This is a genomic window from Cohnella sp. GCM10012308 (assembly GCF_042649185.1).
Taxonomy (GTDB): domain Bacteria; phylum Bacillota; class Bacilli; order Paenibacillales; family Paenibacillaceae; genus Cohnella.
The window spans coordinates 65,048-90,244 of the sequence record NZ_JBHRYU010000024.1; the positions used below are offsets into that span (position 1 = coordinate 65,048).

22 protein-coding genes are annotated in these 25,197 nt (G+C 58.4%); 3 read left to right on the forward strand and 19 right to left on the reverse strand.

Annotated elements, in window-relative coordinates:
* Positions 1–65: 65 nt before the first annotated feature.
* The 10 genes from ACFOTD_RS22755 to ACFOTD_RS22800 all read right to left on the reverse strand — a co-directional run bounded on the left by ACFOTD_RS22755 (position 66) and on the right by ACFOTD_RS22800 (position 12,275).
* Positions 66–602 carry a DNA-deoxyinosine glycosylase gene (locus tag ACFOTD_RS22755; RefSeq protein WP_378122225.1) on the reverse strand — a complete coding sequence of 179 codons (537 nt, stop codon included), beginning with the start codon at positions 600–602 and terminating at the stop codon, positions 66–68.
* 110 nt (positions 603–712) lie between these two features.
* A complete protein-coding gene (locus tag ACFOTD_RS22760; RefSeq protein WP_378122226.1) occupies positions 713–1,543 on the reverse strand; it encodes a carbohydrate ABC transporter permease in 831 nt (276 codons plus the stop codon).
* Positions 1,543–2,424 (reverse strand): carbohydrate ABC transporter permease, encoded by an 882-nt coding sequence (locus ACFOTD_RS22765; RefSeq protein ID WP_378122227.1) that lies wholly within the window; start codon positions 2,422–2,424, stop codon positions 1,543–1,545. The genes ACFOTD_RS22760 and ACFOTD_RS22765 overlap by 1 nt, the downstream gene beginning before the upstream one ends.
* Before the next feature lie 90 nt (positions 2,425–2,514).
* Complete coding sequence (locus ACFOTD_RS22770) at positions 2,515–3,933, reverse strand: extracellular solute-binding protein (protein ID WP_378122228.1); 1,419 nt, start codon at positions 3,931–3,933, stop codon at positions 2,515–2,517.
* A gap of 243 nt (positions 3,934–4,176) precedes the next feature.
* The gene (locus ACFOTD_RS22775) at positions 4,177–4,815 is read right to left on the reverse strand and encodes a fumarylacetoacetate hydrolase family protein (protein WP_378122229.1); all 639 of its coding nucleotides are present in this window, start codon (positions 4,813–4,815) and stop codon (positions 4,177–4,179) included.
* 12 nt (positions 4,816–4,827) lie between these two features.
* Complete coding sequence (locus tag ACFOTD_RS22780; protein WP_378122230.1) at positions 4,828–5,574, reverse strand: glycerophosphodiester phosphodiesterase; 747 nt, start codon at positions 5,572–5,574, stop codon at positions 4,828–4,830.
* 77 nt (positions 5,575–5,651) lie between these two features.
* Complete coding sequence (locus ACFOTD_RS22785) at positions 5,652–7,013, reverse strand: CapA family protein (RefSeq protein ID WP_378122231.1); 1,362 nt, start codon at positions 7,011–7,013, stop codon at positions 5,652–5,654.
* A 157-nt stretch (positions 7,014–7,170) separates the two neighbouring features.
* Positions 7,171–8,766, reverse strand: coding sequence for a beta-N-acetylhexosaminidase (gene nagZ, locus ACFOTD_RS22790; protein WP_378122232.1), 1,596 nt, complete (start codon positions 8,764–8,766; stop codon positions 7,171–7,173).
* A complete protein-coding gene (locus ACFOTD_RS22795; protein ID WP_378122233.1) occupies positions 8,753–10,420 on the reverse strand; it encodes a response regulator in 1,668 nt (555 codons plus the stop codon). Before ACFOTD_RS22795 ends, nagZ begins: the two co-directional genes overlap by 14 nt.
* Positions 10,392–12,275 (reverse strand): cache domain-containing sensor histidine kinase, encoded by a 1,884-nt coding sequence (locus ACFOTD_RS22800; RefSeq protein WP_378122234.1) that lies wholly within the window; start codon positions 12,273–12,275, stop codon positions 10,392–10,394. The genes ACFOTD_RS22795 and ACFOTD_RS22800 overlap by 29 nt, the downstream gene beginning before the upstream one ends.
* A gap of 358 nt (positions 12,276–12,633) precedes the next feature.
* Between ACFOTD_RS22800 and ACFOTD_RS22805 the strand changes: the two genes are divergently transcribed.
* Entirely contained in the window at positions 12,634–13,560 is a 927-nt protein-coding gene (locus ACFOTD_RS22805; protein ID WP_378122235.1) for a transposase, read from the forward strand.
* 427 nt (positions 13,561–13,987) lie between these two features.
* Here the strand turns inward: ACFOTD_RS22805 and hemG are convergent, their stop codons facing one another.
* The 3 genes from hemG to hemE are packed head-to-tail and all read right to left on the reverse strand — an operon-like array spanning position 13,988 to position 17,483.
* Positions 13,988–15,466, reverse strand: a complete 1,479-nt coding sequence (hemG, locus tag ACFOTD_RS22810; protein WP_378122236.1) for a protoporphyrinogen oxidase — start codon at positions 15,464–15,466, stop codon at positions 13,988–13,990.
* Positions 15,463–16,437, reverse strand: a complete 975-nt coding sequence (gene hemH, locus ACFOTD_RS22815) for a ferrochelatase (protein ID WP_378122237.1) — start codon at positions 16,435–16,437, stop codon at positions 15,463–15,465. The genes hemG and hemH overlap by 4 nt, the downstream gene beginning before the upstream one ends.
* A complete protein-coding gene (gene hemE, locus ACFOTD_RS22820; protein WP_378122238.1) occupies positions 16,434–17,483 on the reverse strand; it encodes a uroporphyrinogen decarboxylase in 1,050 nt (349 codons plus the stop codon). Before hemE ends, hemH begins: the two co-directional genes overlap by 4 nt.
* Before the next feature lie 166 nt (positions 17,484–17,649).
* Between hemE and ACFOTD_RS22825 the strand changes: the two genes are divergently transcribed.
* Complete coding sequence (locus tag ACFOTD_RS22825; RefSeq protein WP_378122239.1) at positions 17,650–18,864, forward strand: MFS transporter; 1,215 nt, start codon at positions 17,650–17,652, stop codon at positions 18,862–18,864.
* Here ACFOTD_RS22825 and ACFOTD_RS22830 read toward each other — a convergent pair.
* A complete protein-coding gene (locus ACFOTD_RS22830) occupies positions 18,851–19,507 on the reverse strand; it encodes an O-methyltransferase (RefSeq protein WP_378122240.1) in 657 nt (218 codons plus the stop codon). The two genes, ACFOTD_RS22825 and ACFOTD_RS22830, sit on opposite strands and share 14 nt — an antisense overlap.
* Before the next feature lie 215 nt (positions 19,508–19,722).
* Here ACFOTD_RS22830 and ACFOTD_RS22835 point away from each other — a divergent pair, with 215 nt between their 5' ends.
* Positions 19,723–21,702 carry an LTA synthase family protein gene (locus ACFOTD_RS22835; RefSeq protein WP_378122241.1) on the forward strand — a complete coding sequence of 660 codons (1,980 nt, stop codon included), beginning with the start codon at positions 19,723–19,725 and terminating at the stop codon, positions 21,700–21,702.
* Between the two features lie 98 nt (positions 21,703–21,800).
* On the opposite strand, the gene ACFOTD_RS22840 is transcribed toward ACFOTD_RS22835, so the two are convergent.
* The 5 genes from ACFOTD_RS22840 to ACFOTD_RS22860 form a co-directional block, all read right to left on the reverse strand.
* On the reverse strand, positions 21,801–22,064 hold the full coding sequence (locus ACFOTD_RS22840) for a YuzB family protein (protein WP_378122289.1): 264 nt from the start codon (positions 22,062–22,064) through the stop codon (positions 21,801–21,803).
* Positions 22,065–22,092: 28 nt separating this feature from the next.
* On the reverse strand, positions 22,093–22,395 hold the full coding sequence (locus ACFOTD_RS22845) for an iron-sulfur cluster assembly accessory protein (RefSeq protein WP_378122242.1): 303 nt from the start codon (positions 22,393–22,395) through the stop codon (positions 22,093–22,095).
* A gap of 79 nt (positions 22,396–22,474) precedes the next feature.
* Complete coding sequence (locus ACFOTD_RS22850) at positions 22,475–23,698, reverse strand: M14 family zinc carboxypeptidase (protein ID WP_378122244.1); 1,224 nt, start codon at positions 23,696–23,698, stop codon at positions 22,475–22,477.
* Between the two features lie 188 nt (positions 23,699–23,886).
* Positions 23,887–24,702, reverse strand: a complete 816-nt coding sequence (gene racE / locus ACFOTD_RS22855) for a glutamate racemase (RefSeq protein WP_378122245.1) — start codon at positions 24,700–24,702, stop codon at positions 23,887–23,889.
* 169 nt (positions 24,703–24,871) lie between these two features.
* The gene (locus tag ACFOTD_RS22860) at positions 24,872–25,168 is read right to left on the reverse strand and encodes a YtxH domain-containing protein (protein ID WP_378122246.1); all 297 of its coding nucleotides are present in this window, start codon (positions 25,166–25,168) and stop codon (positions 24,872–24,874) included.
* Between the last annotated feature and the right edge of the window lie 29 nt (positions 25,169–25,197).

Below are 25,197 nucleotides of genomic sequence, written 5' to 3' on the forward strand. Positions count from 1 at the left end.
TAAGGCTAAACGGGTCGATAGGTATTACACGGTTAGACGGTTAGATGGTTAGACGTGTGGTCGTCTCATGAATCACGCCGCGGCTCAACGAACGGCTTCAGCGCCTCCATCCAGGCCTCGGCCTTCTCCTCGAGTCCCTTGTGCTGCCTTGTCGGAATCGGACTGGTCGAGGGCAGCTTCAGCACGACGCGCCTTTGCACCTCCGGATCTTGGCCATGGTGCCTGGCAAGCGTATCGTACGATTTCCCCCCATTGCATACGATAAGCTCGATGTTCGGATAAGCTAGCATCAGACCCGGGATATCCGTGGGCTCGGCTTCTCTGATGTCGGCATCCAGGCTCCCCTCCCGCTCGCAAGCCGCGATCGTATCCCAGAGCGCGCATCCGTGCGCCAACGCAAAACGAAGCCGATCCTCATAAGACTCCTCGGGCGCGCCTGCGCCGTGCAGTCTGTAGAGAATCGGCCAAAAGTGGTTGCGGGCATGCCCGTAGTATCGGCTCGCGGCAAGCGATGCCGTCCCCGGCATGCTGCCCAGAAAAAGAATCCGCGAATTCGCGTCAACGACCGGCTGCAAGGCATAAACCTTGTTTGACGTCGCCATCTCGGCTCACCTCCGTCCCTCCATTTTGTCATAGCGGAGAGGAGGAAGGCAAATGAGACGGCCTGTCAGGAGGAGCGGAACTGCGTCCAAGCGCCTTTAACCTTTAACCATTAACCTTTAACGCTGCCTGCGGTGAGGCCTTCGATGATCTGCCGCTGCAGGAACGAATACAGGATCAGCACCGGCAGCACGCTGAATACGATGCCCGTGCAGACGAGCGCGTAGTTGGTCTGGAAGGCGTCTCGAAAGCCGACCATGCCCGTCGGCAGCGTGCGGAGCGCGTCTCGGCTGATGAAGAAGTTGGCGAGCAGGTACTCGTTCCAATTACCAAGGAAGTTCACGATAAACACGGTGACGAGCGCCGGAATCGTCAGCGGCAGGATGATCTTCCAGAACATCCGGATCGCGCCCATCCCGTCGATCGTCGCGGCTTCCTCGAGCTCGTGCGGGATGTTGTGCATGAAGGCGACGAGCAGGAGCACGCTGAACGGCAGCGCGCCTGCCGTGTAGGGCAGGAACAGCGCCCAGTGCGTATCGAGAATGTGAAGGTCCCGGACCAGGAAGTACTGCGCGATAAACAGCACGTTGCCGGGAATCAGCATGCCGACCAGCACGAGCTGATAGATCCATTTGCTGATCCGCGTCAGCTTCATGCGCGCCATGGCGAATGCCGTGGCGGCGGCCATGAGTACGCCGACGACGGCCGCGCTCGCGGCCAGGTACAAGCTGTTGAAGAAGTAAACGCTGATCTTCGCTTTGATCCAGGCTTCCTTGTAGTTCTCGAACACCCACGTTTTCGGCAAGCCGAACGGGTGCAGCGCGATTTCGGTATTGTTGGCTTTGAGCGAGGAAAACAGCACGAACAGGAACGGCACGAGAATGATGACGACGTAGACGACCATGAAAAAGTGCGGAATGGTTTTTTTGACGGCGACCGGCATCAGTACTCAATCCTTTCCTGTCTTCTCGCGATGAGCAGCTGATACAGCGCGGTAAGGATGAGCGCGATGACGAAAATGATGATGGAGAGCGCGGAGCCGTAGCCGTAATCGCCGTACTTAATCGCTTTGTTCACCATGTAGGAGGCCATGACCTCGGTGCTGCCCGCTGGTCCGCCGTTCGTCATGACGAGAACGATGTCGACGACGCGAAGCGCGCCCGCGATCGACAGCATGATAACGACGTTAATGATCGGCCGGATCAGCGGCACGGTCAAATACCAGGCGCGCTGGACGCCGGTCGCCCCGTCGATCATGGCCGCTTCGTCGATATCCTTCGGAATGCCGAGGATCGCGGCCAGTATAAGAACGATATAGAAGCCCATCCATTGCCAGGCGTTCGTCAGAAGGATCGAGAACATCGCCCACTTGGGCTCGGCCAGCCAATAGATCGGATCGATGCCGAAGAGATTCAGAAAATTGTTGAGCAAACCCACGTCCGGATCGTAAATATAGCCCCACAAGATCCCGATGATCGAGGTCGAAAGAATCGAAGGCATGAACACGGTCGTCTTGTAGAAGCCCTGGAACCGCTTGACGTTGCTGATCAGCAGCGAAAAAATAATGATGAGCGGCACCTGGATGCAGCAGGAAAACAGCAGGATGATCAGGTTGTTCCAGATCGAGCTGCGGAACTCGGCGTCCTTGAAGGCATTGACGAAGTTGTCCAGGCCGATGAACTGACTGGGGTTCAGTCCGTCCCAGTCGGTGAAGCCGAACACGAACGAAGTGATCGTCGGATAAATAAAGAACAGGAAGTACATCGCGACCGTAGGCACGACGAACAGCATATAAACATAGGGATTTTTTAACGTCGTTTTCATTCCGGAGCCTCCCCCGCCATCTTCTAAGGCGAAGAGAAAGCGCCGCCCACGCTGGGCGGGCGGCGCTTCTCCTTCGCTGTCGCCTGCAGCTTACTTCGCGGCGGCGTTCTCGGCGTCTTGTACTTTTTGAATGGCGTCGCCCACTTGCTGCGGCGTTGCCTTGCCTGCGATGAGCTTTTGCAGCTGCGTCTCGGTCTCGGTGTAAACCTTGGACTGCACGACTGAGTCGAAGTGCGGGAACGTCTTGCCGGCAGACTTGAGCACGTCGAGCACTTGCTTGAGCAGCGGGTCCGTCACTTGCGCGATGGACGCGTCAGACAGCTGCATCGAAGGCAATACGCCGTCCTCGAGCAGGCCGCGCAGCTGCATCTCATCCGAATACATGTTTTTGATGAACGCCTTGACGGCGGCGAGCTCGTTGTCGTTCAGGTCGGCGGAGAAGCCGTAGCCTTCACCGTAGTTGGCGTTGACGGCCGTCTGGTCGCCCTTGCCGTTCGGAACGGCCGGAAGCGCTACATAAGCCACTTTGCCCGCGATCGCCGCGCCGACTGCGTCGTTTTTGAACGCGGAATTGCGCCAGGAGCCGTCGAACATCATGCCGGCCTTGCCTGCGACGAAGTCGTTCAGCATGTCGCCGTATTCCTTGCCCAGCTCGCCTTTCGTGAAGTAGCCCTTCTTCTCCCAGTCGGCGTACAGCTGGTAGGCCGCTACGACGTCCGGAGCGTTCCACTTGGCTTCGCCGGACTTGAAGCCCGGGATGGCGGCTTCGCCCGCGACGCGGCCGATCAGCGTGTTCACGAGCATATTGGGAACCCAAGCGCCTTTGGAGCCGACTGCGAACGGCGTGACTTTGTTTTGCGCCAGCGTATCGGCCGCTTTGATGAGATCGTCCCACGTGGTCGGCGGATTCAAGTTATATTTTGCGAACAGCTCGGTGTTGTAGAAAATGCCTTCGGTATTGCCGCCGATCGGCAGGCCGTATACCTTCCCGTCTACGGAGAAGGAGTCGAGGACGTTCAGGAACTTGTCTTTGATGCCCAGCTCGTCAAGAATCGGGGTCAGATCGAGCAGACGTCCGGCTTTGGCGTACTTTTGCGCGTCGCCCGCGCCGCCGAACAGCGAGAATACTTTAGGCGAATTGCCCGCGGCCATCTCGGCGGGCAGCTTCGTGAAGCGGTTGACGTTGTCTTCGACGCCGTCGAGTTCGAACTTCAGGCCGGGCACTTCGCTTTCCGTCATTTTGACGACGTCGTCGAGAATCGCTTTGCGGAATTTTTGCGGCTCGCCGATCTGAATGTGACGGAGGGAGACCGTGAAGTTCTCGACCTTCGCCGGTTCGGAAGCGCTGGCCGAAGGCGACGCGGACGCTGATGCCGAAGCGCTGGGGCTTGCCGACTCGCTTGCCGAAGGCGACGCGGCGCCATTGTTATCGTTGTTGCCGCCGCAACCTGCCAGCACCGCGGACATGGCGACCGATGCAGCCAATACGGAAGTCAGTTTCTTTTTCACTCGTTGACCCTCCCAAGTTTTGGTTCGATTTGGTTTGATTTGACTTCTTTATTGTAGAATGAATCGGCCGGTATGTAAGGACGTCAAACCCCTAACCAGGGGATACAATTCTATAGTAGCCCTAAAATAGCCAAAGGACGCGCCGGGATGCGCCTTCATGCGCGCTCGTCCGGTATCGCGTCCTTTAAAAATCTCCGATTGCAGCCTTCCTTCGCACCGTAGCGCAAAAGGAGGCTTCTCAAGCTAGAGGCTGAACGTGCCTGTCCCGATCGTGTCGTCACCCCACTGGAGTTCGACCGCATCGCCTTCGGACAAGCTGCCCACGCCAGCCGGCGTTCCCGTGAAGAGCAGATCGCCGGGGCCGATGCCGTACAGGCTGCCGACATGCGCGGTCAGCGCGGCAAGATCGAACACCATGTCGTTCGCATCGCCGCGCTGAACCTCCTTGCCGTTAAGCCGCATGGCGAATGTTCGTCCTTGCTTCTCCGCCTCCGCTTCATAAGGCAGCCAGCCGCCAAGCGGCGCGGAATGGCGGAAGCCCTTGGCCGCAAGCCACGGGTAGCCCTTCGCCTTCAGGTCGTCCTGCACGTCGCGCAGCGTCAGGTCAAGGCCGACCGTAAAATGCGAACATAGCTCATGGAGCGCGATGCCGGGTTCATAGTGCCTGCTTGCGATCCAGACAAGCTCGGCTTCATAATGCACCGCGCCGCGGTCGGCCGGCAGCGATAAGCGCGCTCCATCCAACCGCACGGCCGCATGCGAAGGCTTGGTGAATATCATCGGGGAAGCCGGCACCGCATTGCCGAGCTCGGCTGCGTGCAAGCGGTAATTGCGTCCGACGCAGTAAATGTTGCGGTAATCGGCTAAGCTGGGATTCGTCATGCTGCTGTCTCCTTATCTAACGGCCGCCAGCCAGCGGTCCGGGTAATTCGTGCACAGCTGAAAAGACTGGGAATAGTCCGCCAGCTTGTTCAGCTCCCGCTGCTCGTTCACCGTCCATGCCATGACCTCGATGCCGGCGGCCTCGGTCTGCGCGAGCAGCGCGACATTTACATATTTGTGGTTAATCGACAGCACCTTGGCGCCGAGCGATTCAAGGACGGCCGCAATATTGGAAGGCCGTTTGTCCAGAATAAGCCCGGTTCGCGTGCGCGGCGCATGACGTCTCGCGGCGAGCAGCAGCGCATGGTCAAAGGACGTCAAGATCGAATCTTCCTCGCGCCCCTTCGCTTGCAGCAGCTCTCCGACCTTGCGCGCGAGCAGTTCCTTGTCCGACTCCCCATCCTTTAGTTCGATGTTGAGCCTGCATCTGCCGGCCGTCAGCTCGAGCACCTGCGCCAGCGTCGGAATGCCCTCCCCCGCATACATGCGGTGGAACCAGCTGCCTGCATCCAGCGCGGCCAGCTCTGCCGCAGTTTTGTCTCCCACCTTCGTCTTGACGCCGGTCGTCCGCTTGAGCGACGCGTCGTGAATGACGACGGGAATCTCGTCCTTCGACAGGTGTACGTCCAGCTCGATCCACTGTACCGCAGGCTCGCTAAGGGCCAGTCTGAATGCAGCCATCGTATTCTCTGGGGCGGCGCCCGACCAGCCGCGATGCGCGACGCAGGGATGCAGGGCGGCCTTTTCAGTCACATACATGCGATTCGTCCTTTCGTTCTGACGCGGGCGCGCAGCTGTTATTGGGAGACGACCACGAATGATTAGCCATGCTCCGATTACTTAGCCGTAATGCGGCCGTTCGAATCGACGGTCGCGCGATAAGACACTTTGTTTAATCTGGCCAGCAGCACTTTGGCTTGTTCGGGCTCCATCGGTCCCGGCTGCGAAGCCTTGGCATACATCGGATCGAATTTCAGCTGGCATTTGCCGTCCGCGGCGCACGTCGCGGTCAACACGCCAGTATCCTGCGTCTTGGAGTACTCCTGCTTCGTGGTGAAAACGAAATTGCCAAGGCTGTATGCAATCCATTTGCCTTTGTATGCTTCAAAGCCCTGCAGCACATGAGGATGGCTCCCGATAATCAGGTCCGCGCCCGCATCGATCAGCGTATGGCCGACATTGAACTGCGCGTCTTTTGGCGTATCCGCCCGCTCGTTGCCCCAATGGACCATCACGACGACGATGTCAGCGAGCTCGCGCGCCTTCTTGACCGCCGCTACGGCCCGGGTCGTATCATAGGTCTCGGCGACGCCTGGATGGTCGGGTCCGGCTTTCCACGAGCCCTCGGGCACGACGTTGGAAACGCCGATATAAGCGACCATCAAACCGTTATGCTCGATGTAGACGGGCTCGAACGCTTCTTTTTCGTCCGCGCCCGATCCCATATGCTTAAGCTTGATGTCGTCGAGCGCATCCATCGTGTCGCTCAGCCCCTGCCAGCCCTGATCGAGCGTATGGTTGTTGGCAAGGCTGACGACGTCCAGTCCGGCGTTCTTGAGTCCGGCCAGGTACTCGGGCTTGCCTTTAAATACGAATTGCTTGTTCTCCGCAGGCGTGCCGCGCGTCGTGATCGGCGCCTCCAGGTTGCCGGCCGCGATGTCGGCCGACTCCAGCAGCGGCTTCGCCAGCTTGAAGGGGTAGTCCACGCCGTATTGGTCGATGAGCTTGCCGACGGTGGACGCCGGCAAAATATCGCCGACAAAGGCTAACGTGACGGTTGCGCCCGATGGCGCCGAGGCGCCGGGATCGTCAGCCTGCCCGTCCTCCGGGGTGGACTCAGGCACTGCAATAGAGGAAGAAGGCGCTGCTGAAGGCGTACCCTCGTCGACAGGCGCTTCTCCTTCGTCGTCCGGTTCCGACGACGGCGCGGAATCGGGCGTCTCTGTAGGCTGCGACGATTCGTCCGGCGTGGGAGTTGCCTCCTCCGGCTGCGGGTCCGCCGAATCGGTGGCGGAGGCGGATGACGTTGAGACAGGCGGTGCGGACGGCGACGCATCGCCGCCCCCATTGCCTGCGAGGATTGCCGCGTAAACGCCCACGGCCGCGATCAGCGCCACGGCAAGCGCGGTGACGGCGACGATCGGCCAGCGGCGTTTTCGTTTGGCTCTTTGCTTGGATTGAACGCGGGAATAAGGCATTCAGATAAGACCTCCGACGATCGCTTAATGCCCGTTATTATAACATAGACTCGAACCCCGAGGCGAAGCGTCCATACCGGGCGCCCGGACCGCCGACGCAAAGAAGCCGCAGTCAGCTCTTCTGCTGACTGCGGCCAAACCAATCAAAGGCTATCTTTCACCTGCATGGATAATCGCCGATCGTCACAGGCAAACGTCCAAGCGCCGGCAGTCTGCCGGTCAACACGCCCGCAAGCGCGGACATCATCGCCGGCTTGTTCTCGTACGCGCAAATATAAACGGGAACCGCCGGAGCCTCCAGCAGATCGTACGGCGTACGCAAAGACGCCAGAACGAAAGCCCGCCCAGTCGCTTCAGCCGAATCGTTAAGCGTCCGGATAAGCGCCGACTGGCTTGGCGAGAAGCAGGCATCGTAGGAAGCGAAAACGATCGCATCCGCCGTTGCGGCTGCCGCCATAACATCCGCCCGCTCCGCTTCCGTCGGCTCGAGGCCGATCGCGATCTCGGCGATGTCCAGCCCTTCCGAGCGAAGCGCCGCGCCAAGCGTCCAGTCCTGCTCGACCGCTTCGACGACCTCGGTGCTCGCGCGGGCTACCGCCCAGATGACGAGCGTACGGGAGCTCATGCGAAGCGGCAGCCGATCTTCACCTTTCACGACCGTTATCGCTTGCTCACTCAACCTGCGCGCCGTCTCCGCTGCCCGCGCAGGATCCGGGACCACTGGATCCGTCTTTGCGAACAGCCCTCGCTTCTCCTTCAGCGCCCAAACGCGCCTGACGGCTTCGTCGATGCGGGAAGCAGGGATCTCCCCTGCCAGCACGGCCTCGTACACCGCTTCGAGCGCCGCGATCTGCCGGTCGAGACGATGACTTACGAGAATAAGGTCCGCGCCGCCTTTGACGGCTTCGACGGCGCCTCTCGCGACGCCGATCGTCTCCGAAATGGCATTCATCTCGAGGCAGTCGGTGACGACGATGCCTTCGTAGCCGAGCTGCTCGCGCAGCAAGCCGGTCAGGATGCGTTTCGACAACGTCGCCGGCACCCCGTCGGGCTCATACGCCGGAAATACGACATGCGCCGTCATGATCGCGTCGACGCCGGCGGCGATGGCAGCACGGAAAGGCACGAGCTCCACCGCATCCAGACGATCTCGCCCGTGCGGTACGACAGGCAGCGCGTGATGCGAGTCGGCAGCCGTGTCACCATGTCCGGGAAAATGTTTGGCGACGGCTGCGACGCCGACCTCCCGATAACCGCGAATGACCGCCGTGCCAAGTTCGGCCACTTGATGCGGCTTCTCCCCGTAAGAGCGGACGCCGATAACGGGATTGCGCGGATTGTTGTTCACGTCCAGGCACGGCGCGAAGTTCATATTGATGCCTATGGCCCTCAGCTCTGCGCCTGCCATCCGCGAGGCTTCGCGAGCCCATTCGGCATTTCCGGCTGCGCCGATCGCCATCGCGCCGGGCATCACCGTCACACCCTCCTCCAGGCGCACGACCATGCCCCCCTCCTGATCGATCGACACCAGGGGCGGAACCGTCGCCATCCTCTGAAGCAATTTTGTCAAACGCTTCACCTGCGAGGCGTCCTTCAAGTTACGCCTGAAATAGACGATGCCCCCAAGCCCGTATTCTTCGATTAGCCGCCGAATGCCATCGGTGGGTTCATATCCGCTGAATCCGCACATGAAAAGTTGGCCGACCTTGCTTTTCAAATCAAGCCCTTCCGGGCTTTTATTAAGATTCGACATCGCTGTTCTCCTTCGCCGCAATGCTCGATGACGGCCCGCGATCGTTTTGAATCGACGCCAACGTCCTGCCTTGGGTCTGCTCTCTGTACTCGGAAGGCAGAAACCCGGTATACCTGCTGAACACCCGGGTGAAATACCTCCGCTCGGCATAACCGACCATCAGGCCGATCGCCGTGATGCTCTTGTCGCTGATGGCGAGCATCGACTTCGCCATTTCCATCCGCTGCTTGGTGACATACTCGACGAAGGTCTCTCCGAAATGCTGCTTGAACAGCAAGCTGAAGTAGCTTCCGCTGATTCCTAAATACTCGGCCATCGCATCGATGCTGAGTTCCGAGGACAGGTTTCGCTCGATATAATCGCGCGCCGACAGCATCAGGACGTCGCTCGTCTTCTTTTTCATCACATTGTCGATCGAACGGTCCACCAGCCGGTTAATGACGGCCAAGGTCTCGCGGATGCCGGGGTTGCGGTCAAGCTGTTTCCAAAAAACCGTTTCGTCTTCTGCCTGTATAACGTCCATCGAACGCATTTCACGGAGCAGGTGGAGACACAGATAGTGCAAGATCGGTTGAACGCGCTCGTAAGAAGCGTCCGGAAGCTGACGGAAGCTTTCGTTCAGTTCTCGCAGCGCGCCTTCCGTCTTGCGGCGGTCGCAGCGCTTGAGACCCGTGACCATCTCCTCGATCCGGTCCCACAATCGCTGCGAATGCTCCGAATGCGCCTTCGTTCGTTCGGGTACGATGATCGCGTCGTCCATTCCGGCATTCAGGCTGAGCGAGCGCTGCAAATTCTTATAAACGCGCGCCAGCTTCTCCAGCGATACCGGCGCAGGCTGCAGCGCCACCCGGATCTGAATCTTAAGGTACCGCTCGACTGCTTCCCGGAGCTGACAGCTCCAGTCCTCGCACTGCCCCCTGTCGAAGGCTTCCGCCGGCATGCGCTCGATCAGCACGCACCATTCCCCGCTTCTTACCTGCAAGACGGTGTACGGAATCTGCAGCGACGACAAATATTCCTGCAGCACGTTATGCACGGCGAAATTCCAGAGCTTGCGCTCCTTCTCGTCCCAATTGCGCTCCTTCTGCGAGTAATCGGCCACGTCTGCGAGCAGCATCGCAAACGACAAGTCGCCGCCCGAAAGCTCATGCTGCTTCAAGAATGGCTTGGCCGAGCCGCCCCCTACGTCCATCAGCACGTCGTAGAGTACCTTTTCATAGGCCAGGTGAAAGACTTGGTGCCATTCGCGCTGAATGTTCTGCTGCTCCGCCTTGCGTTCCCGAATCCCGTCAGCCAGTCTGCTTATCGTCTGGCCCAGTTCGTCGTAATCGAGCGGCTTCAAAATATAATCCTTCACCTCATACCGAATGACGGAGCGGACATAACTGAAGTCTTGATACCCCGTCATCATGATCACCTCGGCGTCAGAGCCCATCTCGCGGAGCTCTTCGAGAAACTGAATGCCGTCCATGACCGGCATGCGGATGTCGCACAGGATTAGCTCCGGCGAATGCTCGCGCGCGAGCGCAAGCGCCGCCTCGCCGTTTTTGGCCGTACCCGCGACGTCGACGCACAGCTCCTCCCAAGGAATAACGGCTTGCAGATTTTTCAAAATGTTGATTTCGTCATCCACCAACAGCGCCTTTAATCTCACGTTCGCCGCCCCCCGACATGCTTGGTATGACGCACTTAATGATCGTCCCCTGCCCCGGCGCGCTGCACAGCATCAAGCCATAGCCAGCGCCGTAATGAATTCGCAGCCGATCGGCGACGTTGCCAACGCCCATTCCGCGCCTCTCGCCCGTCTCCGGCGATTCTTCGTAAAGCTGCTCGAGCGTCGTCACGCCGCTGGAAGCAAACAAGGCGAGCCGTCCGTCCGATATGCCGATCCCGTTATCCTCCACGTAAAAGACGATGTTATCGTCCATAACCGCCGCGGATACGCGAATCTTGCCCAAATAATCGATGCCCTCGAAACCGTGTTGAATGCAGTTTTCGACGAGGGGCTGAAGCGTGAGCTTCAAGATCGAATGCGTCATAATCTCAGACGGAACCTCGATCGAATATTCGAACAGTTCCTCGAAGCGGAACTTTTGGATCTCCAGGTAGCTTCGCAGATGCTCCAGCTCCTGCTCGATCGTGATTTCTTCCTTTTGCGTAATGCTAATTCGAAAAATATTGCCCAGCCGCTGCACCATTTTGCTCACTTTTCGCCCTTCGTTCTGTACCGCCAAAATGTTGATCGACTCCAATGCGTTAAACAAAAAATGCGGCTTGATCTGTGCTTGGAGGAGCATCATTTCCGCCTTTCGCTTGCGCCGCTGTTCCAGCGTAACGTCGTTCAGCAGCTCCGACACCCGCTCGACGAGGCTGTTGAAGCCCTTGGCGAGGATAACCGTCTCGTCGTTGCCCGTCAGTGGCACGCGCGTCGTCAGATCTCCCCGCTCCACCTTCCGCATCGCGCCTACGACGCTTACGATAAAGCTGATGGTCCGTCGGACGAACATCAGGTTGAACACGAGCGCGCAAGCGAGACAGCCGATCGTAATCATAACGACGTATCGGAGCATCGATGCGAGATCCCCCGACAAATATCCCCAATCCGTCACGGTAACCAGCGTCCAGTCCCCGGTACCGAGGCGTTTGATGTCGCCTAAGTTATGCACGGATACGAGGCTTTTTTCCCCGTCGAACATCATCTTCCGGGTTTGGAAGTTGCGCGACATGTCCAGCTTGCCCTCAGGGTCTGTCACCGCGAACGACTGACCCTCCGTCTTTCCCGCACTGTCGTATACAACGACGCCGCCTCGGCCGACGATGAGATAACGCCTGTCGCCGTCCCCTTCCGTATTGTAAAAGTTAAACGTCCGCGCCAGCTCGGTCATCCCGAAGCGCATCACGAGCACGCCCTTCGGCTGAAGCGTATCGATGTCGAGCAGCACCCGGATTTGCGTAAACAAGTTGTTCGCACCTGTCAGCCTGCCATCCTCGTTCGGACCGATCCAAACCGGCGCGCCGTTTTTTTTCAGCACTTCGGGATAGATGGGGTTGCTCTCCAGCACGTCCCTGGGGATCGGCTCGTCGACGACGAACCGAAGATTCACGACCCTGCCGTCTACGTGATACAGCGTGACCGACTTGATGCCCGGATACGTAAGAAGCACCCTGCCGGTAAGCTTTTGTTTCTCAAGCAGCTCTTCGTAATCCCCGCTCTCGGCCTCCTTGGACTTGTCTTGCTTGCCCCCGGTGCTCTGCACGCCCGCGCCAAGCGCCTGCTCCACGCTCTCAACGCTATCCTCCGTCGTCACCCAGAAGTCCGAGAAATAGTTCGCTTCCTTGATCATATTGTTCAAATTGCGGCCGATCGCGTTCATCGACAGCTCCATTTGATCCGAATATTTCTGCTCCGTTATATGCTGAAAGGTCAAATAAGAGATCGTTCCGAGCACGACGAGCGGCATGATAATAAAGAAAAAAAATGCGGTGAATACGCGCTTGCCCAAACTCATCGGCCCCAGCCTTCCTATTTCCCCGTCGTTAGGGTGAATGTTCATCTGTCTACTTGGTGTCATTATAGCAGGATGTAGGCGGGCCGTAGTCACATTATAGGTCGCGGCGGCTGCGTGGTTAAGCAGGCATTCGTATGGTCGAGGGATAAAATCGTCTACAAGCCGCGCCGGCACTATATACCGCTTTTTTCGATTTCACACCATTATCCCCGTCGCTCAGAAAAAGCGGTGACCCCCACGGTCGCGTTATAAAATTTAGCATTTACCTGGAATTTTTATATTGAAATAAGAACGTATGTTTGTTAAAATTTATTTTAGAAGAATGTCGATTCGCGGTTAAAGGAGCGACGATGCCATAATGGATGCCCCGATGACAAATGACGAGTTCCTTGCCGCTTTTGGCACGGAGAAAGCCTGCATCGACGCGTTGCATAAGGCGCGCTGGCCGGACGGATTTCGCTGCTCGGCGTGCGGCGGTGCCCGATATTATGAAATATCGACGCGACGTCTGCCTTTATACGAGTGCGCTTCATGCCGGCTCCAGACCTCATTAATTGTCGGTACGGTTATGGAGGGCAGTCGCACTCCCCTGACCCGATGGTTTTATGCCATTTATTTGTTATCACGGACCGACGGCATCAGCGCGCTTCGCCTCAGCGGTATAATTCAGGTCACCTACAAGACCGCCTGGCTGATGGCCCATAAGATCAGAAATGCCATGTCCGAAGCCGACGCTTCCGTCTTGCTAACCGGCAATGTCCATATCGATCGCTGCTATTATGGTGACCCGACTTTCGACGATGCGCGTCAACCGCTGCTGATTGGCGCTGCTTTTAACGATGAAGCTTCGCCCGCTTATATCAAGATCAAGCAACCTCACCCGAGTCATGTTCACGAAAACAAGCGCTTCATTAAATCTGAGGGTATCCAAGCCTTTCACGAAGAGCATACCGATTGCTGTTCCCAGCCCGAAACTTTCGGTTATCGCAAAAATCATTCCGCTTTGAGCCTGGTCGCCCGCCAATTTAACGCGTGGCTTAATTTGACGTTCAACGGCATCGGCGCCAAGCACTTGCAGCGCTATTTAAACGAATTTGCCTATCGCCTCAACTGTTCCTATCGAGAAGTCCCTGTTTTTCAAGACACCCTCGCTTGGTGCGCGAACTCACCGGTTGTCACCTATCCGGAGCTTATCGCATTTAAACCTACGCTCCAGGTACCTTGGTTAGTTTTCGGAAGCAAAGCCCGTTGGAGAGGTGCGCATTTGTCCCGATGGGGAGCCTGATTTTGGCCTTGTCATTAAAAAATGTACAGTTGAGTAATTTATTCGCGAGGATAGTGAGACGGAGATATTGGTATGCCGTGTAGAGAGCGTGCATTCTGTTTGTAATGTCTTTGGATGTGCTTGCACCGCATCCAGTCCTGTTTCCTGAGCAAGGGGGATGGTTACGGAGCATCCAAACCTATTTCCTAAACGATGAGTATGGTTACGAAGCATCCAAACCTTTTCCTGAGCGACGGGGATGATTGCAGAGCATCAAAACCTTTTCCTGAGCGACAGGAATGATTGAAGAGCATCCAGACCTGTTTCCTGAGCGACGGGGATAATGGCATGAAGTTGAAAATAAGAGGTGCCTTTTCAGGATGGGTTATTGTGGAAATAAAATCAAACCAGCCGCTTCACCGAAAACGCGAGGCGGCTGGTTGTTATATTACGGACGAAGCATTTGGATCGCCGCATTTTTGCCCATTTCAACGCAATCTGGCAATCCTACCGCATCGAACGGCGCTCCGGTTGCGTAGACGCCGGGCAACGAAGATTCGAGTTGCGCACGCAAGTCTGCGATAGCGCCAGTGTGACCGACCGGGTATTGCGGCATTGAACGGCGAAGCCTGGTGATCTCTACGAATTCGGGCACTGCGGTGAGTCCCATCAGTTCTTCCAAATCGCGACGAACGGCTTTGACAAGGCGATCATCAGGCCAATCGACAGCGGACTCGTCGCCGGCACGACCGACGTAGCAGCGAATCAGACGTTTTCCGTTAGGTGCCGTATGCTGCCACTTGGCCGAGGTCCATGTACTAGCCGTAATCGTCCGGCGCTCGGAGTGGGGCACTAAAAAGCCCGAGCCATCCAGCTTGTGCCCAAAATCCTTGGCGTCGAAGCCAAGCACGACGTTCGCAACGGAAACGTAATCGATTCGCGCAAGAGCGGAAATGTCGACATGCGGACCTAGCAAACCGGCCGCCGCGAATGCCGGCACGGCGATCAGCACGCGATCGGCTTCGTATACGGAGTCATCGTCCAGGCGCAATTGGTACATTGGGTCCGAGGACGAATTGAGATTGTTCTGCGATCGCTCCAGGGAACGGACGCCAAGACCAAGCCGCATATCGCAACGATACGCCTGGAGCTTCGCTTGAAGCGATTCGATCAAGGTGGACAATCCTTGGCGGAAGGTCAGAAATGCGGTTGGCGGAATCGGATAACCGCCGACAGCCTCCGATCTTGCGGCTGCAGCCTTCGCGCCGGCCGCTGGCGCTTTTTGTTTGGCGTCGATCATGCCCCGAATGACGCTGCCGTATTTGCTTTCCATATCCGCAAACTGCGGAAATGTCGCCCGCAGCCCGAGTTTGTATAGATCTCCGGCGTGTATGCCCGCCAGAAGCGGCTCGGCGATGGCTTCGACCATTTCGCGACCGAGCCGTCGTTCTAGGAAATGGCCTACCGATTCATCTTCGTCGGCCGCCTTAGGCGGCAATCGAAGCTCGTCGAGCGCCCGCAGCTTGCCGTGCGGCGACACCAACGAGTTCTGAGCGAATGCGCCGAGGTCGTTCGGGATGCCTAGATTTAGACCCTTGGGCATCGGACGGAGCTTGCCGCCATGGGCGAGATACGTCTTTACGGCGGCCGGATTCGTACCGGCCAGCTCGTCCAACAGCCCGAGGTCCTTGGCCAGATGCAGCATCGGTAGCTTGCGTCCAAGGAAGGAATCCGGGCCTCGCTCGATCACGAATCCGTCGCGCCTTAGCGTATTGATTTTCCCGCCAAGCCTCTCCGAGGATTCAAACAGGACAACGCTCGCATTGATTCCGGCTTCGTCTGCAAGCCGGCAAGCGTAGAAGGCGGCGGTTAAACCGGTCAGACCGCCGCCGACGATCGCGATTCGAAGCGAACGCTCCCCGCTCATGCCTCGATCGCTCCGGCGTTATCGCTCGTCGCATCGAATCGGCCGGCAGCGCCGATAACCGAATCCGCGAGCGACTGCATGTATTTGGGATCGTCATTGAGCATCCGAATACGCTCCAAGTCAAGTCCGAGCCCCGCCGCATGACGTTTTGCCTCGATATCGATATCGTACAGAACCTCCAGATGGTCGGATACGAATCCGACCGGCGTCACGAGCACGAACTTGACGTTTTCCTTGGCAAGTCCGTTCAGCGTCTCCAGAATGTCCGGCCCGAGCCAGGGCTGTCCAGTCTGTCCTGCGCTCTGCCACGTGAACTGCCAGCGGGAGATCCCCGCGGCTTCGGCGACCGCCTTCGACGTCTCAAGCAGCTGATCTTGATACGGATCGTTCATTTCGAGAATACGTGCGGGCAGACTGTGCGCGCTGAACAACACCAATCCTTCGGCGGCGGATACGCCTGCCTGGTCCAGTCCGGCATTGACGCGATCAGCCAAGGCTTCGATGAGCACAGGATGAAGATGGTAGCTCTCCACGCCCGCGAAGGCGATATTGTGCTGCTCGGCCGCTTCCCGCGCTCTCTTCAAGTATCCGCCGACGCTCATCGACGAATATTGAGGCGTCAGCACGATACCCACGGCTCGCTCAATGCCGTCGCGGGACATGGCCGCAATACCATCTTCGATAAATGGCGACGCGTGCTTCAATCCTTGATAACAAACATAACGTCCTTGGCCCGCCAGCTCGTCCAATCTATGCTGCAGTGCCTCAACCTGCCGGTTCGTATTTTCCCGCAGCGGAAAAACGCCGCCTACGATCGCACGGTATCTGGAGGTCAGATCCTCCAGTTGTTCCTCCGTCGGCGGATGTCCCCGTCTGATATGCGTATAATAAGCCTCGACGCCTTCCAGGCTCTCCGGCGTGCCGTAAGACATGACAAGGACGCCGATCGGCGCATGGGCGGAAACGCTCATAGGGATACCTCCGATGCCAGCTTCTGGCTGGTATAGTCGTGGACGTAGTCGGTAAGCGCCTTTAACTTCTCGAGCGAGGCTTCCGGGAACAATCCGTGACCCAGATTAAAAATAAAGCCCGGCTCGCGCATGCCCTCGTCCAAAATCGCGCGCGCTTTGGCGTGAATGACTTCCTGCGGCGCGGTCAATACGTACGGATCGAGATTGCCTTGAACGGCGAATCGGCCGCCGGTCCGCGCGCGGCCATCGGCAATGGAAACGCGCCAATCGAGTCCGATGACGTCGGCCTGCAAGCTTTTCATATAAGGAAGCAGCTCGCCGGAGCTCACGCCCGGGAAGTAAATCTTCGGAATGGCGATATCCGCCGTCTGCGCGAAGATGCTCTCGACGTGCGGCAGCACGAATTCTGCAAAATCCCGCGGCGCAAGGGCGCCTACCCAGCTGTCGAACAACTGCACCGCCTGGGCGCCGGAAGCGGCGTGCGCGCGCAAGTATGCGGCGGCCATATCGGCGAGCTTGCCCATCAGCTTGTGCCAAACGGCCGGCTCGCCGTACATCAAAGCCTTGGTTCGAATATAGGATTTGGAAGGCCGTCCCTCCACGATATAGCTGGCCAGCGTAAATGGCGCGCCCGCAAACGTAATCAGCGGCACGTCGAGCTCCCGGCTCAGGATGCGGATCGTCTCGAGGACATGTCCCAAATCCCGCTCGGCATCGATCGGCTTCAAGCGATCCACGTCGGCTTCCGAGCGAACGGGATTGTCGATAACGGGCCCGATATCTTTGACGATGTCGAAGTCGATACCGATGGAAGCGACCGGATTCATAATATCGGAATACAGGATCGCGGCATCCACGCCGAGCTTGCGCACGGGCATCATCGTCACTTCCGCTGCGAGTTCCGGCTGCCGGCAAATCTCAAGCAAGCTGTATTTTTCTTTAATTTTGCGGTATTCGGGATCGTACCTTCCGGCCTGGCGCATATACCAGACGGGCACCCGGTCGACGGGCTCGCGCCTGCACGCGCGCAAGAAGCGGTCATTCATATTGCAGTATCCCCTTTATGTAATAGGATGGGTCCCGAACAATAATCGATCATTCGGTTTTATTATGCCCTTTTTGTCCGAATGCCACAACCTAAAGCCCTCGTGTCCTTATGACAATCCGTTGACAACCGTTAAATTTCCCGTGAAGAAGAAGCGAGGTGCGAGATTGGAACGCTGGAAAATCAATTTGGCCGTGCTGTGGCTCGGAAACTTTCTGGTGATGGCCGGCATGACGATGATCACGCCATTTCTGTCTCTCTATCTGCAGCAGGACCTTGGCGTCGTCGGCGAGCATGAGATCGGCGTCTGGGCGGGGCTCATTTTTGCGGCGAATTTCGTCACTTCTTTTTTCTTTCAACCGCTGTGGGGCAAGTTGTCCGACCGCTACGGAAGAAAAGTGATGCTGCTGCGCTCGGGATTCGGCATGTCGATCGTCATGGTGCTGATGGGCTTCGCGGCGACGCCGCTCCATCTGCTGCTGCTTCGCATGGCGAACGGCATCATCTCCGGCTACTCTCCTGCGGCCGTCTCGCTCGTGTCCGCTTCGACACCCAAGCAAAAGATCGGCTTCGCTATGGGCACGCTGCAATCCGGCGGCACCGCCGGCACGATCCTGGGCCCGCTAATCGGCGGATTGATGGCCGATACGTTCGGCTTCCGGCCGATCTTCTATATTACGGGATCGCTCATGTTCGCCGCCTCCGTGCTCTCGTGGCTGCTCGTGCGCGAACGTTTCGACCGGGCCGCCGCCCGCGTCGCTCCGCAAGCCAGCTTAGCCTCCGGCTTAAAGGAGCTTGCCGCCATTCGTCAGCTGCCGGCGCTTTTCTCCGTCACCTTCCTCATCCAGTTCGCGATGCTGAGCCCGATGGCGCTCATTCCGATTTACGTGCAGCACCTGCACGGGACTTCGGAGAATCTCGCCTTCTGGGCCGGCTTCGTTGGCTCGGTGACGGGCTTCTCCAATATGATAAGCGCACCGGTTCTTGGAAGACTGAGCGATCGGAAAGGAGCTACGCGCGTCCTCGTCTTTTCGCTGCTCGGCGCCGGACTCCTTTTTATTCCGCAAGCATTCGTGGCGAACGTAGGCCAACTCCTCGTCTGCCGGTTTTTACTAGGCTGCTTCGTCGGCGGGCTCATCCCGACGGTCAACGCGCTTATTCGCCGCCATACGCCCGACGACAAAGTGAGCATGGCGTTCGGCTTCAACAGCAGCGCCGTCGCGCTCGGCAACATGATCGGCCCCGTCCTCGGAGGCGCTCTGTCCGGCTATATCGGCATCGAAGGCCTCTTTCTAATCTCCGCCGCCGCTCTGCTCGGCACCTCGCTCTGGGCGCGAAGCTCGCTCGCTAAAGGAGCTGCCGACGCGGCTAGCGGACCATAAACAGCGCGAGTCCGTCGTAGGAAGGCAAATGCGTGCCCAGCAGGCGGGGATCGGTCGCCAGACGGCGATTAAATTCCCGTACCGCCTGAACGGCCGGTCCTTGCTTCGCGTCGTTTAACGTACGCCCTCTAAGGAGCGTATTGTCGGCTGCGATTATCGCTCCGGGCGCTGCAAGGCCGATCGCTCGCTCCAGGTAGTTCGGATAATTTTCCTTATCGGCATCGATGAAAAAAAAGTCGAAGCGCCGTCCTGATGCCATGAGCTTGTCCAACGAGGCAAGCGCGTCCCCTACGATCATTTCCGCGCAACCGCCGTAGCCCGCTTCCGCAATATTCGCAGTCGCCAGTTCGGCATATTCGGGCTTCAATTCGAGCGATGTCAGCTTGCCCCCTTCATTCAGGCCTCGTGCCAGGCATATGCCGCTATAGCCGGCCAACGCGCCGATCTCCAGCACAGCCTTGCAGCGGGCCGCGGCGACCAGCATCGTCAGCAGTCGGCCGTATCCGGGCGCAACCGATATATCGGGCATTCCCCGTTCCCGGATCGACTCTCTCACGCGAACCAGGTCTGCGTCCTCGTCGAACAGTCCGTCCAAGTAAGCTTCGGGACTGACCGTCCTTTCATCCTCCCTGCTTTCCGTCACGCGCTTTTCCTCCCCATAAAATCGATTCACGACCTTTACCTTGGCGAACAAAATTATAAACGTTGTCCGCCGTTCCTGCAAAATGCGGCTCAGTTCGCGCGTGAAAAAAAGATGTCGAAGCGTTATACTGTTTTCTGTGTGTAAACGCCGCCGTAACAGCGGCGAGCCCGCAAAGGAACTCTCGGTCCAACCGGAAAGCGAGGAATTATCAATTCATGAATACGCAGCTTCGAACGGCGGCTTCCAAAGGCGTCAAGCTGGCCGCGAAAGGTCTTGCTTCATGGCCGTATTGGGGTGCCATGCTGGTCGTTCTCTCGATCGTATACAAGCTGAATTGGCTGGACCATCAGTTGAACGTCGGGGGCATGAACCAGTGGAAATGGAAGGTTAACTACGGCGCCATGGTCATCGCGACCTTCTGGGTGGTCTGGCTCGGAAGACGGGCGCGCGCGGTATCGCTGGCCCTGCTGGATCTGTTCATCTCCGTTCTTTTGTTCGCAGATCTGGTCTACTTCAGATATTTCAAAGATTTTATATCCATTCCCGTGCTCCTGCAGGCCAACCAGGTCAGCTCGCTGGAAGACAGCATATGGAGTCTGGTTCATCGCGGAGATCTGGTGCTGCTGTGCGACATTCCGGTAGCGCTCGCCTACGCGGCATGGGCGTGTTGGTACTGGCGTCCTGCTCGCATGGACCGCCGCACCGGAATCATGCCGGCTCGCATCAAATCCCGTTCCCGCCTTATGCTGAATACCGCTTTGGCCGCCGTCTTGCTCGCGATGGGCATCACCATGATCGTCGGTCCCGTGAATCAACAGAAAAACGGCTGGGCCAGCGGACTTTTCGTTGGCAATTGGTGGAACATACCGATCTATAACGTGACAGGTTTGCTCGGTTTCCACGGCTACGATACGTACCGCTATGCCAAGGAGCATTGGTTTAGCGGCGGCGTCAGCGAATCGCAGGTCCAGGAGGCGAAGGACTGGTTCGACGAACGCAAGCTGCTTCAGGAGCAAGCCGAGTCGGAGCCGCTGTACGGCACGGCGACGGGAAAAAACATATTAATGATCCAGGCCGAAGCGTTTCAGTCTTTCCTTATCGGCCAATCCGTCGGCGGACAGGAGATTACGCCCAACCTGAACGCGCTGATCGGCAAAAGCCTGTACTTCACCAACTTCTATCATCAGACCGGGCAGGGCCGAACTTCGGACGCCGACTTTCTAACCAGCTGCTCGCTGCATCCGATGCCGACTGGATCCGTATTCATCCGGTTCGCCGATCATGACTTCAACTGCCTGCCCGAGATTTTGAACGCGCAGGGTTACGATACCACGGTCCATCACGCGTACGACGGCAGCTTCTGGAACCGCAACAATATGTACCACAACATGGAATACGGCAAATTTTACAGCATCAAGGACTTTGACGACGACGAACCGCTGGGCTGGTCGATCGGCGACAAATCGTTCCTGCAGCAAACGGTCGATCAGATCAAGGAACGCGGCGCATCGCCGTTCTATGCTTTTGCGATTACGATTTCCGGCCATCATCCCTTCAACCTGCCCGATTACAAAACCGAATTCGAAGTCGGCGACTTCGACGGTACGTTTGGCGACTATCTCAAAGCTGCGCATTACGTCGACGCTGCAATCGGGGAGCTCGTAGAACGGTTGAAAGAGGAAGGGCTATGGGACAACACGGTGCTCATGCTTTACGGAGACCACGACAATTCGTTGTACGACAAAAAGCCTTACGAGCAACTGCTCGGCAAGTCGCTGTCCGACGAAGAGATGGATGCGATCATCCGCAAAGTCCCCTTTTTCGTTCACTTCCCGGGCGACGAACATGCCGGCGTCAGCGAGAAGGCGGTCGGGCAGCTCGACACGGCGCCTACCATCCTGCAGATGCTCGGCATCCCGATGGGAGACAACAAAATGATGGGCGTCAGCATGCTGTCCGCCGCGGAAAAGCCCGTCGTCTTCCGTACGGGAGGATTTACGGACGGCAAGGTATACTACATGCCTTCGAACGGCGGCACAAGCACGGACGGCTCCTGTTATTCGCTCGCGGACGGGGCGGCGACGGACGTCGCCGCATGCGCGGCAGGCAAGGAAGCTGCAGAGCGGGAGCTTCGCATCTCCGATGTCGTCGTCGAGCACGATCTGTTGCCCGAAATTAAAAAAAGGAACGACTGACTCAAAATATAGGATCGCATAGGATCGCACCGACTTAACGGGGGAGAGCGTCCAATGAAAAAAAGAGCGCTCCGGCTGCATGCGGCCGGGCGCTCTCTTTATGATTTGCGGGCTTTGATAAAGGGCTTGATCTTCTCGAGCGCCTCGTCCTCAGTAGGCGCGGCGATGTACCGGCCGTTGATGAATATGAACGCCCGCTTGGCGCAGGGGCCGCAGTACGACTTGCAGCCGACGCGGATCTCGGCGGCCGGGTCCAGCTTCTGCAGCTTGCTCGTCAGCGTCTTGACCCGGGTATGGTTGCATTTGTCGCAAATGCGGATGTCGTTAGGGCTCGGACCCGCATGGGGATCCGCGGCAGGAATAACGCGGACCTCAGGGGGCGCCGCCCGCTCAATGATCGCCATGGTTCCCCTTGCTCGGATTCGTAATCACGAAGCCTTCTTGCGGAAAATAGAGGTAGTCGACCTTGACGCCGTCGAGCAGCTCGGCGCCCTTGGTCAGCAATACGTCGATCCCTTTATCTGTAGAGACGATCTCGTCGTCTTCCGTCGCCTTGGTCATGTCCAGTCCATAGTGGGCGTGATCGCCGTGGCTATGCGTAATCAGGACGCGTAAATACAGTCCTTCGTTCTCCGGCTTGTCCAGTTCGAGCTTCAGGATCTTGGCCGCATTGCGCGTAATCTTGCATTGCATGATCGTGTTCACTCCAATCGTCGGCATCTCTCCCTGCGGATGACATGCCGCGCCGGGGAGATCTTTTTCTATTGTATATTCACCCGGGGCTTAAGTCCAGCGCTTCCGTCAGCAGCCGCAAACAATCGTCGTACATGTCTTCGAACGCCGAGACCGGCAGCGGGTTGCGTCCGCAGCCCGCCTCGACCGTGAAGCCGGGCCGGCGGTACTTGGCGATAAACCAATCCTTGTAGCCGGCGTCGCTGCCCGTCAGCGCCAAGGGCCGATAGCCCGAAGCGAGGCCGAGACGGTGAGCCCAGTCCTTCGACTCCGGCGGCTCGAGTCCCCCGTAATTCCAATAGATTTCCTCGCCCTGCGTATGGAGCGCGATGACTGCGTCGAAGCTCTGCGCCTCCGTGAACGCGGCCAGCGCCGCCGCCTCCGGCTCGGAGAGCGGAGTATCGCCGCTATAATCGCGCGGCGCAGGCCCGCGCACCCGGCGACGGCGGCGCTCCTCCTCCCACCCTGCCGGAAATTGGTCGTTCAGGTCCACGCCCCTGGCGTTGGCCTTCCAATTGCGAAAAGAGTCGGAGCCGCGGTTCCACCGGCCGAGCCGCGCCGCCAGCGGATGGTCCGGACGCAGCCCCTCCTGCACGAGCTCGACGCCGTCTGGATTGACCATAGGCACGACCCACAGCGTCGTCCGCCGAAATAAATCGGCCGCGTCGAAACCGCCGATCTGGATCTTGCGGCGGCAAGCCCGCCCGTAGTCTTCCAGGAAGCGCATCGCGATTAAGGAGGTAATCCACTCGTTGGCATGCACGGCCGCATTCAAATGCCAGCGGAAGGGGCCGTCTCCGATGCCTGCCGCGAGAATCGGTTTGCCCAGGACGCTGGTCCCGATCGCCTTCGTCCTTATAAACGGAAATGCGCTAACCAGCCGCTTCAGATCGGCCGCCACGTTGTCCGGTCCATAATTGGACGAAGGCATGACGATGCGGCCCGCGGACATAGCAGGAAGCGCGATACGCGTCCCCGGCACCGGCTCGGTTCCTGCCGTCAGCAGCGGGTTGAGTTCCCTCAGCCGGCTGTCGGTGCAGCCGAAGCATTCGGCGATCGCCGCGAGCGTTTCTCCGGCTTGCACGACATACATCCGCTTATGCATAGATTCCGCAGGCACGTACAGCACCTCGCCCGCACGGATCGGCTCGTCGGCGGAACGCTGCGGGTTCGCCCGGGCGAGCTCTTGGACGCCCACATGGGCAGCGCGGGCGATCGATCTGTACGTGTCTCCGCGCGCCGCCACGTATTCTTCCATGCGCATTTCCGATCCCTCCCTGCATCCGTTTTGCGCTTGCAATCGGCCGGCATTCCACTTGCGTCTTAGCGGTATATTTTTGTATGCCGCGACAGGCGGGGATATGACGCCGAAGACGCTGAAGACGCCGAAAAACAAAAACGAAGCCTTCCGGCCGTCCATGGACGACCGAAAGGCTTCGGTAATTGAATTGCTTATGCGCCGATATGCGGCACCTGCCAGACCACCGGCGTCAGACGGATCTGCTCGCCGAGCCAGGTCTGGGCGATCTCCCGAAACTTCGCCGGTTCGCCGCTGCAGAAAAACTGGTGCAGAGGCGCGCCGTCCTCCGCCGCGAGCTGATCCGTCCGCTCCAGAATCGTGCGGATCTCTCTGGCTGTCTCGTCGGCCGAGCTGATGAGCGCGACGCCCGGCCCCATCGTTTCGGAGATCGCCTCGGATAAAAACGGATAATGGGTACAGCCCAGGATCAGGCTGTCCAGATGCGTTCCCCGCAACGAGGCGAGCGACGACTCCACGATCTCCTGCGTACGCTCGGATCGGAAATTGCCGTCCTCCACGAGCGGCACGAAGCCCGGGCAGGCGCGGCTGACAACTTGGACGCTGCCGCCCGACAGCATCTTCAGCGCCGCCTCGTAGGCGCCGCTGCGGATCGTGCCCTCCGTCCCGATGACGCCGATGACGCCCGTTCGCGTACGTCCGAGCGCGGCGCGCGCGCCGGGACCGATGACGCCGACGACCGGTACGGAGACGCGGCTCGTAATGTCCTCGAGTGCGACGGCGGTCGCCGTGTTGCAGGCGATGACGATCATTTTAGGATCGAATTGGATGAGATAATCGACAATCTCCCGGGTAAATTCAACCACTTGCTCGGCGGAGCGGGATCCGTAAGGCGTGCGCGCCGTATCGCCGAAATATAAAATCTTCTCTCGGGGAAGCTGACGCATCACTTCTTTGACGACTGTCAGTCCGCCCACGCCGGAGTCCAGGACTGCGATCGCTTGTTGCACGAGAACACCGCTTTCTGCTATGGAGATGAAGAATCTAGATAAATTATGAGATTTTCGCGCAAAAGGTACCTACATATTAGCGCATATTCAGATGCGGTTCAAGGCATGCAGCGGCGCCGCCCGGACGTTCCGGACGGCGCCGCATGAAGCTCTTAGCCGCGCTGGCAAATCAGATCGCCTCTGCATCGTCGGATGTGGATGCACGCTCGTCCGCGCTTTTCTTGCTGAACTTGGCACGCACGCCGCCGGCCCAATCCGCAGACTTTTTGGCCGCCGTCTGGGCGGCGCTGCCTGCCGCTTTGCCGAGATCGGCCGTCTTCGCGCCGACGAGCTGAGCGGTGTCGGCGATGTCCTTGCGAAGCTCCTTGCCGGGCTTCGGCGCGAAGAGCAGCGCTGCGGCCGCGCCTAGCGCGGCGCCGGAAAGGGCGCCGAAAAGGAACGATTTAACAACCTTGCGTTCTGCCATCTTAATCCCTCCAATAATCAAATTCCGTG